Genomic DNA, 14,274 nt, shown 5'->3' with positions numbered 1-14,274 from the left:
CCGAACTTGGCCGACAGAACCGTCGCGATCGCAGCCGTCAGCGTCGTCTTGCCGTGGTCAACGTGACCGATCGTGCCCACGTTCACGTGCGGCTTGGTGCGGGTGAATTTACCTTTTGCCATTTTTCAATCCTTGAAAGAGCAGTGCCCGTGATTGGGTTTTATGTCTGCACCGCATTGCTGGTTCCCTCGCCACGGGCAGCGAGGGGCACACGGTCGCAGACAGATTCGAAATTGAATACTTACTTGGCGCGGGCGGCCACGATGGCTTCGGCGACGTTACGGGGAGCTTCGGCGTAGTGCTTGAACTCCATCGTGTACGTTGCGCGGCCTTGCGACATCGAGCGCAGCGTGGTCGAGTAGCCGAACATTTCCGACAGCGGCACTTCGGCCTTGATGGCCTTGCCGCCACCGACCATGTCGTCCATGCCCTGCACCATGCCGCGGCGGGACGACAGGTCGCCCATCACGTTGCCGGCGTAGTCTTCAGGCGTTTCGACTTCCACGGCCATCATCGGCTCGAGGATCACGGGGTTGGCCTTGCGAGCGCCTTCCTTGAAGCCGAAGATCGCGGCCATCTTGAACGCCATTTCGTTCGAGTCCACGTCGTGGTACGAGCCGAAGTGCAGTGTGACCTTGACGTCCACGACGGGGTAGCCCGCCAGCACGCCTTGCGTCAGCGCTTCCACGACGCCCTTTTCCACCGCGGGGATGTATTCGCGAGGAACCACACCGCCCTTGATGGCGTCGACGAACTCGAAGCCCTTGCCGGCTTCCTGCGGCTCGAGCTTCAGGATGACGTGACCGTACTGGCCCTTGCCGCCCGACTGGCGAACGAACTTGCCTTCGGCTTCTTCGACGGTCTTGCGGATCGTTTCGCGGTAAGCCACTTGCGGCTTGCCCACGTTGGCTTCCACGCCGAATTCGCGCTTCATGCGGTCCACGATGATTTCAAGGTGGAGCTCGCCCATGCCGGCGATGATGGTCTGGCCCGATTCTTCATCGGTCTTGACGCGGAACGAGGGGTCTTCCTGAGCCAGGCGTTGCAGGGCGATGCCCATCTTTTCCTGGTCGGCCTTGGTCTTCGGCTCCACGGCCTGCGAGATCACCGATTCCGGGAACACCATGCGCTCGAGCGTCACGATCGCCGTCGGGTCGCACAGGGTTTCGCCCGTGGTGACTTCCTTCAGGCCCACGCAGGCAGCGATGTCGCCAGCGCGGATTTCGTTGACTTCTTCGCGGTTGTTGGCGTGCATCTGCACGATACGGCCGATACGTTCCTTCTTGCCGCGAACCGGGTTGTAGACGCTGTCGCCCTTGGTCAGCACGCCGGAGTAGACGCGCACGAAGGTCAACTGGCCCACGAACGGGTCGGTCATCAGCTTGAATGCCAGGGCCGAGAACTTCTCGTTGTCGTCAGCCTTGCGGATGACAGGCGCTTCGTCTTCGTCCAGGCCGTTGACCGGGGGAATGTCGGTCGGTGCGGGCATGTATTCGACGACGGCGTCGAGCATGGCTTGCACGCCCTTGTTCTTGAAGGCCGAGCCGCACAGCATCGGCTGGATTTCGCCGGCGATGGTGCGTTGGCGAATGGCCTTCTTGATTTCTTCCTCGCTCAGCTCGCCGCCTTCGAGGTACTTGTTCATCAGCTCTTCGCTGGCTTCGGCAGCCGCTTCGACGAGCTTTTCGCGGTATTCGTTGCAGACATCGACCAGGTTGGCGGGGATCTCGCCGTACTGGAACGTCACGCCCTTGTCTTCGTCCCAGATGATCGCCTTCATCTTCACGAGGTCGACGATGCCCTGGAAGTGCTCTTCGGCACCGATCGGGATCTGGATCACGACGGGGTTGGCCTTCAGGCGGTCCACCATCATCTGGCGCACGCGCAGGAAGTCGGCGCCGGTGCGGTCCATCTTGTTGACGAACGCGAGACGCGGAACCTTGTACTTGTTGGCCTGGCGCCAGACGGTTTCCGACTGGGGCTGCACACCGCCGACGGCGTCGTACACCATGACGGCGCCGTCCAGCACGCGCATCGAGCGCTCGACTTCAATGGTGAAGTCCACGTGGCCGGGGGTGTCGATGATGTTGATGCGGTGTTCGTCGAACTTGCCAGCCATGCCCTTCCAGAAGCAGGTGGTGGCAGCGGACGTGATCGTGATACCGCGCTCTTGCTCTTGCTCCATCCAGTCCATCGTGGCGGCGCCGTCGTGCACTTCACCGATCTTGTGGTTCACACCGGTGTAGAACAGGATACGTTCGGTCGTCGTGGTCTTGCCAGCGTCGATGTGCGCGGAGATGCCGATGTTGCGGTAGCGCTCGATGGGGGTCTTGCGGGACATGATTTACTTTCGGGTTGAAATGCGTTGAGCGCTGGGCCCCGAGCACGGGCACAACGCCCGACACTCAGCACCCAACGCCCAAGCGAAGTTTGATTTTTAGAAGCGGAAGTGGCTGAACGCCCGGTTGGCTTCCGCCATGCGGTGCACTTCGTCGCGCTTCTTCATGGCGCCGCCACGGCCTTCCGTGGCTTCCATGAGTTCGTTGGCCAGACGCAGGGCCATCGACTTTTCACCGCGCTTGCGGGCAGCTTCCTTGATCCAGCGCATCGACAGGGCGAGGCGACGGACAGGGCGGACTTCGACCGGCACTTGATAGTTCGCACCGCCAACGCGGCGCGACTTCACTTCGACCATCGGCTTCACGTTGTTGATGGCAACGGTGAAAGCTTCGAGGGGGTCCTTGTCCGGGTTCTTCTTTTCGATGAAGTCGAGAGCACCGTAAATGATGCGCTCGGCGATCGCCTTCTTGCCACCTTCCATGATCACGTTCATGAATTTGGACAGCTCGACATTGCCGTACTTGGGATCCGGCAGGATTTCACGTTTGGGGACTTCGCGACGACGTGGCATTTTTCTAACCTCTTTGCTTCAGTTGGCACCGTTTCCGGCACCGCGAGAGCCAGTCAGGACTCTCACTTACTCGACCCGACAGTGGGTCACTTCGTTCGATGTGCCCGCCAAGGCAACCGAACACCGTTTGTTTTTTGACGACAGGAAGGCTTAAGCCTTCTTGGGACGCTTCGCGCCGTACTTGGAACGCGACTGCTTACGGTCTTTCACGCCTTGCAGGTCGAGCGAACCGCGCACGATGTGGTAACGCACACCGGGCAAGTCCTTGACACGACCGCCGCGAACCAGCACGACGCTGTGTTCCTGCAGGTTGTGGCCTTCGCCGCCGATGTAGGAGATGACTTCGAAGCCATTGGTCAGACGGACCTTGGCAACTTTACGAAGCGCCGAATTGGGCTTCTTTGGCGTCGTGGTGTAGACGCGGGTGCAGACACCGCGACGTTGCGGCGAGTTCTGCATGGCAGGGCTCTTCGAATTGATCTTTTCGACCGTTCGACCCTGACGCACCAGTTGATTGATGGTTGGCATGAATGAATTAGTCCCAAAACAACCCGGCCCTGGTTGCAAAACCGCCCTTGGTCCTTGACGTGACGCAAGGCAAGGAAGCCGGGAATAACGAAAACGTGAAACCCTTCGGAAATTTCCGAAAAGCCCACGAGTATAGCAAACGAGTCTGAAACGGCAAGGTCAACCGTGGTGGACGACCGCCAACCGCCTTGTCACCCCTGCGGATTTACTTGATCCAGAGCCGCACGGCATCCCATGCGCGGCCGAATATCCCTGCCTGCTCGACGGCTTCCAGGGCGACCAGGGGCACGTCGGCGACCGGCTGGTCGTCCAGGGTGACCTTGAGCGAACCGACGGCCTGGTACTTGGTGAACGGCGCCACCAGCGGATCGGGGCGCGACACCTGCGTCTTGATCTTGCTGGCGGTGCCGGCGGGCACCGCGACCACGATGGCTTCCGGGCGGCCCAGCTTCAGCGTGTTCGCCTTGCCCTTCCAGACGGCCGGGGTGGCGGCCGGCTGGCCGGCGTCGAACAGGCGAACGGCGTCGTAGGCCGTGTAACCCCAGTTCAGCAGCTTCTGCGACTCGTTGGCGCGCACGGTCTCGCCCGTGGTTCCCAGCACGATCGACAGCAGGCGGCGGCCGCCGGTCAGGTTGGGGAAATCGCGCTTGGCGGTGGCGATCATGCAGTAGCCGGCCGCCTCGGTGTGCCCGGTCTTCAGGCCGTCGACGGTCGGGTCGCGGAACAGCAGCAGATTGCGATTGGTGTCGTTGGTCGACGGAGTGCCCGGGTAGCGGTACTTCTTGATCGCGTAGTACTTGGCTTCCTCGGGGAAGTCGCGCACCAGGCGGGTCGCCAGAATGCTCAGGTCACGAGCCGTGGTGGTGTGGCCGGGCGCCGTCAGGCCTTCGGGGTTCTTGTAGCTCGTGTTCTTCATGCCCAGCGCCTTGGCCTGGGCATTCATCATCTCGACGAAGTGCTCGACCGTGCCGCCCACGCCTTCGGCCAGCGCCACCGTGGCGTCGTTGCCCGACTGCACGATCAGGCCCTTGATCAGGTCTTCCACCGGCACCTGCATCTTGGGGTCGATGAACATGCGCGAACCGGGCATCTTCCAGGCGCGCGGGCTGACCGGCAGCGTCTGGGTCAGCGTGATCTTCTTGGTGCGCAGCGCATCGAACACCAGGTAGGCAGACATCAGCTTCGTGAGCGAAGCCGGCTCGACCGGGCTGTCGATGTCCTTCTGGGCCAGGATCTGGTTCGCGGTCACGTCAAGCAGCAGGTAGCTGCGCGCGGCGATTTCAGGCGGAGCCGGCACCTGGGCGGCGGCGATCAGGCTGACGGATGCGGCGGCGGTAAAGACCAGCGCGCGGAGCGCGCCAAGAAAACGATTCATGGGGAGTTTGGAAAGAGACGAAAACAAGCCTGCGAGGCTTTCAAGCGATGTCCGCGCGCAGATGGCGGACCACGAGACTTTTGAGCAGCGGCAATTGTCCGTGAAAGAAGTGGCCGCCCCCGGGGACGACTGTGACAGGAAGTGACTGCGGCCGCGCCCAGTCCATCACGGCGGACAGCGGCACGGTGTCGTCGGCTTCGCCATGAACCACCAGCATGCGCTCGTGCGCCTCGGCCGGCAGCGTGGCCACGGTGTTGCGCGCGGCGGCCGTACCTACCAGCACGATCTGGCGGATGTCGCGTTCGGTCCAGAGCCTTGCGGCGGCACCGGTCGCAACGAACGCGCCAAAGGAAAATCCGGCGATCGCCAGCGGCCCCTCGGGCGCGAGCTGGCCGACGACATTCAGCATGTCTTCCAGCTCGCCACGCCCTTCGTCGTGCACGCCTTCGCTGGCGCCCACGCCGCGGAAGTTGAAGCGCACCGTGGTCCACCCGCTGGCGACGAATGCGCGTGCCAGCGTCTGCACCACCTTGTTGTCCATCGTGCCGCCGAACAGCGGATGCGGATGGGCGATTACTGCGATACCGCGCGGGGTGCCGGCAGGCTGGTCGCGCTGAACCTCGATTGCGCCGGCGGCGCCCTGGAGGCTGATCTTTTCGGTCTGGGAATTCATTGGCGCAAGGTACGAGCGGAGGGTCGGCGGAAAAGTTCAGCGTCCGACATCGGGAGGCAGCAGCAGCCGCTCGACGACCTGGCCGTTCTTCAGGTGCGACTCGACGATCTCGTCGATGTCATCGCCATCGACGAAGGTGTACCAGACGGCCTCGGGGTACACCACCGCCACCGGCCCGCCGGCGCAGCGGTCGAGGCAGCCGGCCTTGTTGACGCGCACCTTGCCGGGCCCGGATAGCCCCGCTTCCTTGACCTTCGCCTTGCAGCGGTCGAAGCCTTCCTGCGCGTTGTGCATGGAGCAGGAGTCTTCGCCGTTCTTGCGCTCGTTGAGGCAGAAGAAGATGTGGCGGCCGTAATAGCCGGACGGCGCGGCAGGGGAGGAGCTGGGCATCGGCAGATTTTAGTGACCGCCCCTTGGCCCCGTGTCGATACCTTCAAACGTTCAGGCCGTCGCAGCGGCATTGGGCCGGCCGCGGCGCGACAGAGCGACCACCACGTACGCCAGCACCGCGAAGGGCCAGGTCCAGCCCAGCCACTGCGCCAGCCCGTGGAAGCGGATGAAGCGCCCCTGCTCCCAGGTAGCCAGCGTCTGCGCGAAGTACGCGCTCTCGGGCGCCTGGTTCAGCAGGCTCAGCTGCAGCACGAGCCCCACCAGCAGCAGCGCCGCACACAAGCGGCGCGGCGCGAACAGCAACAGCACGCCAGCAAAGAACGCCGCGGCCATGCCGACCTGCACAGGCAGGCCCAGCCACGCCCATGCGTGCTCGGGCCCATAGCTCAATGCCGCCGACAGCGCCGAGGCCGCGATGCCGGCCAGCAGCGTCAGCGGCAGCAGCACCGCGCGCTGGACCACGGAGCGCGCCACCAGATAGCCCAGCAGGCACGGCACCAGCGCACCGAGCATCACGCACAGCAGTTCCACCGCCGGCACCAGCGGCTCGAGCTCGAACTGCCGCAGCGGCAGCCAATCGATGAAGGGCGTGTCGAGCAGCCATTCGGAGATCGCCACTTCGAGCCGCTCGAACACCTGCCCCAGCCCGAAGGTGACGGCCGCCGGGAACAGCAGCGCAAAAGGCCACAGCGCGAGCAACACCAGCGCGCCGCGCGAGTCCTCGGCGAACCACTGCGAACGCGCGCGGCTCCAGTGGGCAACCGCGCCCAGCCGTTCCAGCCCCGCCGCCAGCACGGCACCAAGGACCGCACCCGTCGTGTTGAACCCCAGGTCCACGTTGGAGGGAATGCGCGCGGGCAGGTAGCTCTGCAGCGTCTCCATGGCGAACGAGATTGCCGCTCCCGCCACGGTGGCGCGCAGCACCGCATGCCAGACGCTGGTGGCCGGGCGCGTGCGCAGCACCGCCAGGGCGCACAGGAAGCCGAAGGGCACGTAGCCCACCACATTGATGGCGAAATCGAAGCCCGTCCAGTACTTGGGCCAGGGCGCCAACAAGTAGGCCCACGGCGCGATCCCCTGGTCGCGCCAGTCGGCGAACGGATAGAGACTGGCGTAGACGATCAGCGCCGCGTACGCGAGCGCCAGGGGGAGCGCGGCGGACTTGTGCGGCCTCTCCACCGTGTGCACCGGGCTCAGAACGGCTTGACGACCACCAGGATCACGATGCCCAGCAGCAGCAGCACCGGCAGCTCGTTGAACCAGCGGAACCAGCGGTCGTTGCGCCGGTTCTCGCCCGCCACGAAACGGCGCAGCAGCACGCCGCAGCCGTGGTGATAGCCGATGGCCACCAACACCAGCGCCAGCTTGGCGTGCATCCACCCGTTGCCCGGGCCGCGCCCGATGCCATAACCCAGCCACAGCCACAGGCCGAAGCCGAGCGCGGGAACCGCCAGGAAAGTCGTGAATCGCATGAGCTTGCGTGCCATCAACAGCAGCCGCTCCCGCTCGGCCACCGACTCGGGCGGCACCATCGCCAGATTGACAAAGATCCGGGGCAGGTAGAACAACCCCGCGAACCAGCTTGCAATGAAGACGATGTGAAGAGATTTGACCCAGAGCATGGCGGCAGTTTAGTGGCGCCCCTCTCGCCGACCCCTCTTTTGCGGCGATGCCCCTGTACGACAGACAAAAAAAAGCCCGACGTCTTCACGTCGGGCTGGGAAGCCCTTTTGCTGTCACACATCAAGGCACCCGCTCAGGGAGGAAAAGCGGGGAGCGGCAAGCCGCCCGCTTCAGAATTTAACAAAGACGAAACAAGGTTTCAAGCGACTGAGGCACTTTCTTTGACATTTGAAGCAAAAATTTGAGTACCTTGGTTCTACGAATTTCCGTAGTTGTCAGACAACTGGACACTCGGAGAGAAGGTCTGTGAAAGATCGCTTCAGGCACAATTTTGTATATATGACGTCATCATCTTCCCCTCTGGCCATGTTCCCCGCCGGGCGGCCGCGGCGCCTGCGCCGCGACGCTTTCACCCGCAATCTGGTACGAGAACACGCGCTGACGGTCAACGACCTGATCTACCCGGTGTTCGTTCAGGAAGGCGAGAAACGTCGCGATGCCGTCCCCTCGATGCCCGGCGTGGACCGCCTGAGCCTCGACCAATTGCTGCCCGTGGCCGAGCAGTGCGTGGCGGCCGGCATCCCGGTGATGGCGCTGTTCCCGGTGATCGACGCCAGCCTCAAGACGCCCGATGGCCGCGAAGCCTTCAACCCCGACGGGCTGATTCCCCGCGTGGTGGCCGCCCTCAAGACGCGCTTCCCCGAGCTGGGCGTGATGACCGACGTTGCCCTCGACCCCTACACCAGCCACGGCCAGGACGGCCTGCTCGACGACACCGGCTACATCCTCAACGACGCGACCGTCGAAGTGCTTGTGAAGCAGGCGCTCACACAATCGCAGGCCGGCGTGGACATTGTGGCGCCGAGCGACATGATGGACGGCCGCATCGGCGCCATCCGCACCGCGCTCGAAGCCCGCGGCGACATTCACACGCGCATCATGGCCTACAGCGCCAAGTACGCCAGCGCCTTCTACGGCCCCTTCCGCGACGCCGTGGGCTCGGCCGCCACGCTCGGCAAGAGCAACAAGAAGGTCTACCAGATGGACCCTGGCAACAGCGACGAGGCCCTGCGCGAAGTCGCCATCGACATCGCCGAAGGCGCCGACATGGTGATGGTGAAGCCCGGCATGCCCTACCTCGACATCGTGCGCCGCGTGAAGGACCAGTTCCATGTTCCGACCTTCGCCTACCAGGTGAGCGGCGAGTACGCGATGCTCAAGGCCGCCGCCCAGAACGGCTGGCTCGACCACGACGCCGTGGTGCTCGAAAGCCTGCTGGCCTTCAAGCGCGCCGGCGCCGATGGCGTGCTGACCTATTTCGCGCTCGACGCCGCGCGGCTGCTGCAGAAGTAACAGCGCCGGCATGCGCATCTTCGAAATCAACCGCTCGCAGGTCAGCGAGCACGCCGCGCTGGCGCCGCTGACCGTACCGGGCGCGTGCGGCACCGGCGGCTACCTCTGGATCTCGCTCACACGCGAGGAATTCCGGGCTTCGCTGGCCGAGGTGCAGCAGATCCTGCAGACGCTGTGCCTCACGCAACTGGTCGACCTGCACGTGGCCGACCTGCTCAACGACCAGTTACCCTCCCACTACGACTACACCTCGCAGTACGACGTGCTGGTGTTCCGGCGGCTGGCCAACGGACAGGGCCAGGCGGCGCTGGGCAACGGCAAGGGCAATGGCAGCGAGGCCCCGCCCCTGCCCCGCAGCGGCCCGCCCGTGCTGCGTCGAGTCGACACCCGCCCGGTCGGCTTCGCGGTGTTCGATCGCGTGCTGCTGTCGGTGCACCCGGAAGACGGCGCGGTGCGCGACGCCTTCGCCACTCGCCTGCTGGCGGCTGCCTCGCCCGACGACCGCGGCGCCCCTGCGCTCGACGTGCGCGCCACCTCGGCCCGCCTGCCAACCAGCCCTTCGGACCTGATGCTGCGCGTCATCAACCAGATCGTCGACGGCTACCTCGACCTGCGACGCGAACTCACCAAGCAGCTCGATCACTGGCAGACCGAGCTGATCGACCCACGCAGCCGCTTCACCAATTGGGGTGCGCTGATGGAGGCGCGCCAGTCGCTGCACCACCTGGACGAGATCTGCGAAGACCAGCGCGCCGCCATGCAGGACTGGATCGACTCGCTCGAAACGCTCCCCGTGCCCAAGGGCGAGACGGAGCAGCGCGAGCGCGAACTCATCATGATCCGCAGCCGCGACGTGCTCGAGCACATCGAGCGCGTGGTGCACCACGTGCACCGACTGGAGCAGAACGCCGAGACTGCAGTGCAGATGCACTTCAGCGTCCAGGGCCACCGCGCCAACGACATCATGCGGGTGCTGACGGTGCTCACCGCCGTGTTCCTGCCGCTGAACCTCATCGCGGGCATCTTCGGCATGAACTTCGAATTCATCCCGCTGGTGCACAAGGCAGACGGCTTCTGGATCGCGATGACGTCGATGCTGGTCATCGCGGTGGTGCTGGTGCTGATCTTCTGGCGCAAGCGCTATCTCGCGCGTACGCGCTGATCCCGGAATCGCCAACCAAAGAAAAAGGGCCACGCTTTCGCGTGGCCCTTTTGCATTTCGACGGCCCCGAGGGACCGCTTCAATTACTTGGCGACAGCGCCCGAACCTTGCTCGGCCTGAACGCGAGCGTCCATCGGGTTTTGCATGGTCGAGATGACGCGGCTGTTGACGCGCGAGCCGCCAGTCACGTTCTGGTCGGGAGCGTAGGAGGTGCGAACGGCTTCGGCTTGGACGATTGCGCGGTCCTTCGACACGGCGACCGTTTCCGGGCCGCGCGAACCGCGGGTCACGTTCTGGTTCGGAGCCGATGCGGCGCGCACGGCTTCGGCGTTGACTTCGTCACGGCTCTTGGTCGAGACGGCGGTGTTCACACCTTGGTACGTTTCGGCTTGGGCGCCAACGGCAGCCAGCAGGGTCAGGGCGGCAGCGGCGAGGATTTGCGAGGTCTTCATATTCAGTTCTCCTAGGATGTTCGTTGGATGGTTCGTCCACCAGGCTTGCTGGTTCGCTTGCCTGTGCGGCGAGTTTCCGGGCGAACTGCCATGCCAAAACACTCTGTTCAGAGACACGGTGTTTCCTCTATTGAAACAATGCCGACATCAAGGCATGCCAGCAGAAAAAAGCCGGGCCCGGTTTGCACCGGCCCGGCCTTGCAGGAGAAGACTTCCGGCTTATCGCTGCGAGGCTTGGAACTGCGGCGGCACTTCGCTGTTGACGAAGGCGCGGCGGTCCAGGTTCTGGTTCGGCGCGTGGGCGGCAGCCACGGCCTGGGCGCGGACCGACGCCCGGTCGAGCGAACTCGGCCGCGAGACCAGCGGCGCCGCCACGACGTCGCCGTAGACATTGCCACCGCGCGCCGCAGCATCGGCGCCGGCCACCACATCGCTGCGGCTGGTGACGGCCTCGAGCGGCTGCACCGGCTCGAAGCCCTGTTGGGCACCCTGCGCCTGCGCGCCGGAGGCGGCGAGCAGCAACAGGACGGCAGCGGCAATGATGTTCGGGGTCTTCATTTCAGTTCCTTCCAACGGTCCAACCGGGCTGGCGACGTCGGCGAGTAACCGAAGTGTCGCCCAAGCTGGTTAGGAAAAACCCGGGAGAATCGAACCATCGCGTTCCCAAAACGGAAACAATGGACTCATTCACATGGACAGTCTCGATCTGATCAGAACCTTCCGGGAAGTCGCCTCGCACGGCAGCTTTTCCCAGGCAGCCAAGAGGCTCGACATGTCGAAGGCCACCGTCAGCAAGTATGTGGCCGAGCTGGAAACCCGCTTCGGCGTGCGTCTTCTCAACCGCTCCACCCGTTCCGTGAGCCTCACCGATGCCGGCCAGCTGCTGCTGGACCGCAGCACCCCGATGCTAGAGATGGTCGAACTGACCCAGTCCGAGCTGCAGGACCGCGCCAGCCAGCCCGGCGGGCGGCTGCGCATCTCGGCCCCGCACGGCATGGGCAGCGGCGAGTTTCCGAACCTGCTGGCCGACTTCATGCGCTACTACCCCGACGTGACGATCAGCCTGCAGCTGACCAACCGGGCCGTCGACCTCGCCGAGGAAGGCATCGACGTCGAACTGCGCAGCGGCCCCATCGAGGACGCGAACCTGATCGTGCGCAAGCTGCGGCTCATGAACATGGTTGTCTGCGCCTCGCCGGTCTACTGGAAAAAGCACGGCAAGCCCGAGCATCCGCGCGACCTGTCGGGCCACGACGCGCTCACGTTCTCGGCGCAGGGCCAGCAGCCCGCGTGGCGCTTCGACGACAACGGCACGCCGATCGACGTACCGGTGAAAAGCCGCATGGACTGCACCGAAGGCGCGCCGCTGATCCGCGTGGCCATGCATGGCTTCGGCGTGATCTACCTGCCGTCGATCCTCGTGCAATCACACCTCGACCACGGCGAGCTGGTGCCCGTGCTGCAGGATTACGCGCGCAAGGACGTGTGGCTGTCGGCCGCCTACCTGCAGCGGCGCCACAACAGCGCTGCATTGCGCGCGCTGCTCGACTTCCTTCAGACCCGAGTCGGCCCGGGCGCCACGGCACGCAAGCCGAGCCATTCATGAAATGAAAAAACCCGGCAGTGCCGGGTTTTTTCATTGGAGGACGAACGCAGGCTCAGGCGAGATGCTTCGCGAAGAACGCCAGCGTGCGCTCGCGCGCCAGCTTGGCCGCGTCGGCGTTGTACGAGCCGCGCTGATCGCAGTTGAAACCGTGGCCGACCGGATACACATGCACTTCCACCTCCGGATGCGCCTTCTTGAACGACTCGATGGTGTCCAGCGGAATCCAGTGATCCTGGTTGCCGAAGTGCGCGAGCACCGGCACCTTGGGCTGACGCGCCGTTTCTTCCGGCGAGGTCATGCCGCCGCCGTAGTAAGGCGCGGCAGCAGCCAGGCCCGGCAGCAGCGCCGCCGAGCGCCACACCAGCAGGCCGCCCCAGCAGTAGCCCACGATGCCGACCTTGCCAGCCTTCGACGCGTAGGCGATCGACGCCTCGATGTCCTGCAGCACGCCCGGCGCCGGCAGCGCCTCGACAGCGGTCTTCAGGCCGAAGCCGTTCTTCATGTCGTCGTCCGAGTAGCCCAGTTCCACGTCCGGCTTGACGCGCTGGAAGGTCGACGGCGCCACGGCCAGGTAGCCCTCGGCCGCATAGCCGTCGGCCACCGAGCGGATGTGCGAGTTCACGCCGAAGATTTCCTGCACCACGACCACCGCGCCGCGCGGCTTGCCCGCCGGTTCGGCCACGTAGGCGGGGAAGGTGAAGCCGTCCTTGGCCTTGAGATCGATGAATTGACCCATGTTGTCTTGCTCCTTGATGGCAAATAAGTAAGTGCCGGGTTATGGGCGCAGCGCCCGTTCGACGAAGTCGAGACGGTCCTGCCCCCAGAAAATTTCGCCGTCGATCACGTAGCTGGGCGCACCGAACACCTGGATGTCGATGGCCTCCTGCGTGTAGGCCTCGTAGCGCTCCTGGACCGCCTGGCTCAGCGACTGCTCGCCACGCTTGGGCGACAGCCCGCACTCGACGATCAGCGAATCGAGCACCTTCGGGTCGCCGATGTTGCGCTCCTGCACCCACACGGCCGCGAACACCGCCTCGCACATGCGCATGGCAGCCTCGGTGCCGTCATGCATGTCGACCGCGATGATGACCCGCGCCGCGTCGTCGCTGGCCACCGGGAAAAACTTCGGCTTGACGTTCAGCGGCAGGCCGAGATAGCTCGAATAGCGCGCGAGGTCGACCAGCCGGTAGGCCTGCCGCTGCGGCGCGCGCTTGCCCAGCGGCAACCCGCCGGACACAGGAAACACGCTGCCCATGTCGATAGGCCGCACGCGCACCGTAGCGCCCGCGACCGCAGCAATCGCCGCAAAGCGGGAATGCCCCAGATAGGTCCACGGGCTCTGTGGCGCAAAGTAGTAGTCAATCGTCTTGCTGGTGCTCATGCGCGTGCCCCAATGATGTAATCCAAGCCGACGGTTTTAACTGACACGCAGTTTCTCTGCAGGAGGTAGGTTTTGGACCAGGTGCTCTTGATCACGGGCGGCGGCCGCGGCATCGGCGCCGCCACCGCCCTGCTCGCCGCGCAGCGCGGCTATGCGGTGGCCGTCAACTACGCCAGCAATTCGCTGGCCGCCGACGAGGTGGTGCGCACCATCCGCGCAAACGGCGGCGCCGCCATGGCGGTACAGGCCGATGTGGGCGACGAGGCGCAGGTGCTAGCCATGTTCCAGAAGGTCGACGCGAGGTTCGGCCGCCTCACGGCGCTGGTCAACAACGCCGGCGTGGTCGACGTGCAGGCGCGCGTCGCCGACATGAGCGTGGCGCGGCTGGAGCGCATGTTCCGCATCAACGTGATCGGCAGCTTCATCTGCGCGCGCGAGGCCGTGCGGCGCATGAGCACCAAGTACGGCGGCACGGGTGGCGCCATCGTCAACATTTCCAGCGGCGCCGCGCGGCTGGGTTCGCCCGACCAGTACGTCGACTACGCCGCCAGCAAGGGCGCCATCGACACCTTCACCATCGGCCTGGCCAAGGAAGTGGCCGCCGAAGGCATCCGCGTCAACGCGGTGCGCCCCGGCCTGATCGACACCGAGATCCACGCCTCCGGCGGCATGCCCGACCGCGCCTCCGACCTCGCGCCCACCGTACCCATGCAGCGCACCGGCAGCGCCGACGAGATTGCCGGCGCCATCCTGTGGCTGCTCTCGCCCGAGGCCAGCTACACCACCATGGCCCTGCTCGACGTCACCGGAGGCCGCTGAC

Annotated in this window: 17 protein-coding genes; 4 read left to right on the top strand and 13 right to left on the bottom strand. The window is 64.8% G+C overall.

Features of this window, described 5'->3' with window-relative positions:
- From ACZYSP_RS28375 to ACZYSP_RS28335, 9 genes are all read right to left on the bottom strand, one after another.
- Positions 1–122 (bottom strand): GTP-binding protein (locus ACZYSP_RS28375; RefSeq protein ID WP_235926911.1); only part of this gene is annotated, 122 nt, incomplete at its 3' end.
- A gap of 119 nt (positions 123–241) precedes the next feature.
- A complete protein-coding gene (gene fusA / locus ACZYSP_RS28370) occupies positions 242–2,341 on the bottom strand; it encodes an elongation factor G (RefSeq protein WP_093058727.1) in 2,100 nt (699 codons plus the stop codon).
- A gap of 96 nt (positions 2,342–2,437) precedes the next feature.
- Positions 2,438–2,911, bottom strand: a complete 474-nt coding sequence (gene rpsG / locus ACZYSP_RS28365; RefSeq protein ID WP_013543947.1) for a 30S ribosomal protein S7 — start codon at positions 2,909–2,911, stop codon at positions 2,438–2,440.
- A 150-nt stretch (positions 2,912–3,061) separates the two neighbouring features.
- Positions 3,062–3,439: a 30S ribosomal protein S12 gene (rpsL, locus tag ACZYSP_RS28360; RefSeq protein ID WP_013543948.1), complete on the bottom strand. Its 378-nt coding sequence runs from the start codon at positions 3,437–3,439 to the stop codon at positions 3,062–3,064.
- Between the two features lie 205 nt (positions 3,440–3,644).
- Positions 3,645–4,814, bottom strand: a complete 1,170-nt coding sequence (locus tag ACZYSP_RS28355) for a D-alanyl-D-alanine carboxypeptidase family protein (protein WP_093058726.1) — start codon at positions 4,812–4,814, stop codon at positions 3,645–3,647.
- A 40-nt stretch (positions 4,815–4,854) separates the two neighbouring features.
- Positions 4,855–5,487, bottom strand: a complete 633-nt coding sequence (locus ACZYSP_RS28350) for an alpha/beta hydrolase (RefSeq protein ID WP_489017852.1) — start codon at positions 5,485–5,487, stop codon at positions 4,855–4,857.
- Between the two features lie 36 nt (positions 5,488–5,523).
- Entirely contained in the window at positions 5,524–5,877 is a 354-nt protein-coding gene (locus ACZYSP_RS28345; protein WP_093058724.1) for a (2Fe-2S) ferredoxin domain-containing protein, read from the bottom strand.
- A 51-nt stretch (positions 5,878–5,928) separates the two neighbouring features.
- On the bottom strand, positions 5,929–7,056 hold the full coding sequence (locus tag ACZYSP_RS28340) for a VanZ family protein (protein ID WP_489017850.1): 1,128 nt from the start codon (positions 7,054–7,056) through the stop codon (positions 5,929–5,931).
- A 14-nt stretch (positions 7,057–7,070) separates the two neighbouring features.
- Entirely contained in the window at positions 7,071–7,499 is a 429-nt protein-coding gene (locus ACZYSP_RS28335; RefSeq protein WP_056522085.1) for a CopD family protein, read from the bottom strand.
- 367 nt (positions 7,500–7,866) lie between these two features.
- Here ACZYSP_RS28335 and hemB point away from each other — a divergent pair, with 367 nt between their 5' ends.
- A complete protein-coding gene (hemB, locus tag ACZYSP_RS28330) occupies positions 7,867–8,853 on the top strand; it encodes a porphobilinogen synthase (RefSeq protein WP_489017847.1) in 987 nt (328 codons plus the stop codon).
- Positions 8,854–8,863: 10 nt separating this feature from the next.
- Positions 8,864–10,015 carry a magnesium transporter CorA family protein gene (locus ACZYSP_RS28325; RefSeq protein ID WP_093058721.1) on the top strand — a complete coding sequence of 384 codons (1,152 nt, stop codon included), beginning with the start codon at positions 8,864–8,866 and terminating at the stop codon, positions 10,013–10,015.
- Between the two features lie 83 nt (positions 10,016–10,098).
- Here the strand turns inward: ACZYSP_RS28325 and ACZYSP_RS28320 are convergent, their stop codons facing one another.
- Both ACZYSP_RS28320 and ACZYSP_RS28315 read right to left on the bottom strand, forming a co-directional pair.
- Complete coding sequence (locus ACZYSP_RS28320; RefSeq protein WP_093058720.1) at positions 10,099–10,467, bottom strand: DUF4148 domain-containing protein; 369 nt, start codon at positions 10,465–10,467, stop codon at positions 10,099–10,101.
- Between the two features lie 219 nt (positions 10,468–10,686).
- A complete protein-coding gene (locus ACZYSP_RS28315) occupies positions 10,687–11,025 on the bottom strand; it encodes an alpha/beta hydrolase (protein ID WP_093081061.1) in 339 nt (112 codons plus the stop codon).
- 133 nt (positions 11,026–11,158) lie between these two features.
- Between ACZYSP_RS28315 and ACZYSP_RS28310 the strand changes: the two genes are divergently transcribed.
- On the top strand, positions 11,159–12,073 hold the full coding sequence (locus tag ACZYSP_RS28310) for a LysR family transcriptional regulator (RefSeq protein ID WP_093180130.1): 915 nt from the start codon (positions 11,159–11,161) through the stop codon (positions 12,071–12,073).
- A 52-nt stretch (positions 12,074–12,125) separates the two neighbouring features.
- Here ACZYSP_RS28310 and ACZYSP_RS28305 read toward each other — a convergent pair whose 3' ends face one another.
- Both ACZYSP_RS28305 and ACZYSP_RS28300 read right to left on the bottom strand, forming a co-directional pair.
- Positions 12,126–12,809, bottom strand: coding sequence for a dienelactone hydrolase family protein (locus ACZYSP_RS28305; protein WP_093058717.1), 684 nt, complete (start codon positions 12,807–12,809; stop codon positions 12,126–12,128).
- Positions 12,810–12,848: 39 nt separating this feature from the next.
- Positions 12,849–13,454: a 2-hydroxychromene-2-carboxylate isomerase gene (locus tag ACZYSP_RS28300; protein WP_440532878.1), complete on the bottom strand. Its 606-nt coding sequence runs from the start codon at positions 13,452–13,454 to the stop codon at positions 12,849–12,851.
- A 72-nt stretch (positions 13,455–13,526) separates the two neighbouring features.
- On the opposite strand from ACZYSP_RS28300, the gene ACZYSP_RS28295 reads away from it, so the two are divergent.
- Positions 13,527–14,273: an SDR family oxidoreductase gene (locus ACZYSP_RS28295; protein WP_093058715.1), complete on the top strand. Its 747-nt coding sequence runs from the start codon at positions 13,527–13,529 to the stop codon at positions 14,271–14,273.
- The last annotated feature ends 1 nt before the right edge of the window (position 14,274 follow it).

The organism is Variovorax sp. F042, from assembly GCF_057814215.1.
The sequence above is the reverse complement of the archived record's forward strand: the minus strand, read 5'-3'. Positions and strand labels throughout refer to the sequence as shown.

What these genes read in the sequence shown, in the direction of transcription:
- ACZYSP_RS28305 (WP_093058717.1), bottom strand. Translation starts at nt 12,809, where the DNA reads ATGGGTCAATTCATCGATCTCAAGGCCAAGGACGGCTTCACCTTCCCC.
- hemB (WP_489017847.1), top strand. Translation starts at nt 7,867, where the DNA reads ATGTTCCCCGCCGGGCGGCCGCGGCGCCTGCGCCGCGACGCTTTCACC.
- ACZYSP_RS28310 (WP_093180130.1), top strand. Translation starts at nt 11,159, where the DNA reads ATGGACAGTCTCGATCTGATCAGAACCTTCCGGGAAGTCGCCTCGCAC.
- ACZYSP_RS28350 (WP_489017852.1), bottom strand. Translation starts at nt 5,487, where the DNA reads ATGAATTCCCAGACCGAAAAGATCAGCCTCCAGGGCGCCGCCGGCGCA.
- ACZYSP_RS28320 (WP_093058720.1), bottom strand. Translation starts at nt 10,467, where the DNA reads ATGAAGACCTCGCAAATCCTCGCCGCTGCCGCCCTGACCCTGCTGGCT.
- ACZYSP_RS28315 (WP_093081061.1), bottom strand. Translation starts at nt 11,025, where the DNA reads ATGAAGACCCCGAACATCATTGCCGCTGCCGTCCTGTTGCTGCTCGCC.
- ACZYSP_RS28355 (WP_093058726.1), bottom strand. Translation starts at nt 4,814, where the DNA reads ATGAATCGTTTTCTTGGCGCGCTCCGCGCGCTGGTCTTTACCGCCGCC.
- ACZYSP_RS28300 (WP_440532878.1), bottom strand. Translation starts at nt 13,454, where the DNA reads ATGAGCACCAGCAAGACGATTGACTACTACTTTGCGCCACAGAGCCCG.
- fusA (WP_093058727.1), bottom strand. Translation starts at nt 2,341, where the DNA reads ATGTCCCGCAAGACCCCCATCGAGCGCTACCGCAACATCGGCATCTCC.
- rpsG (WP_013543947.1), bottom strand. Translation starts at nt 2,911, where the DNA reads ATGCCACGTCGTCGCGAAGTCCCCAAACGTGAAATCCTGCCGGATCCC.
- rpsL (WP_013543948.1), bottom strand. Translation starts at nt 3,439, where the DNA reads ATGCCAACCATCAATCAACTGGTGCGTCAGGGTCGAACGGTCGAAAAG.
- ACZYSP_RS28345 (WP_093058724.1), bottom strand. Translation starts at nt 5,877, where the DNA reads ATGCCCAGCTCCTCCCCTGCCGCGCCGTCCGGCTATTACGGCCGCCAC.
- ACZYSP_RS28325 (WP_093058721.1), top strand. Translation starts at nt 8,864, where the DNA reads ATGCGCATCTTCGAAATCAACCGCTCGCAGGTCAGCGAGCACGCCGCG.
- ACZYSP_RS28335 (WP_056522085.1), bottom strand. Translation starts at nt 7,499, where the DNA reads ATGCTCTGGGTCAAATCTCTTCACATCGTCTTCATTGCAAGCTGGTTC.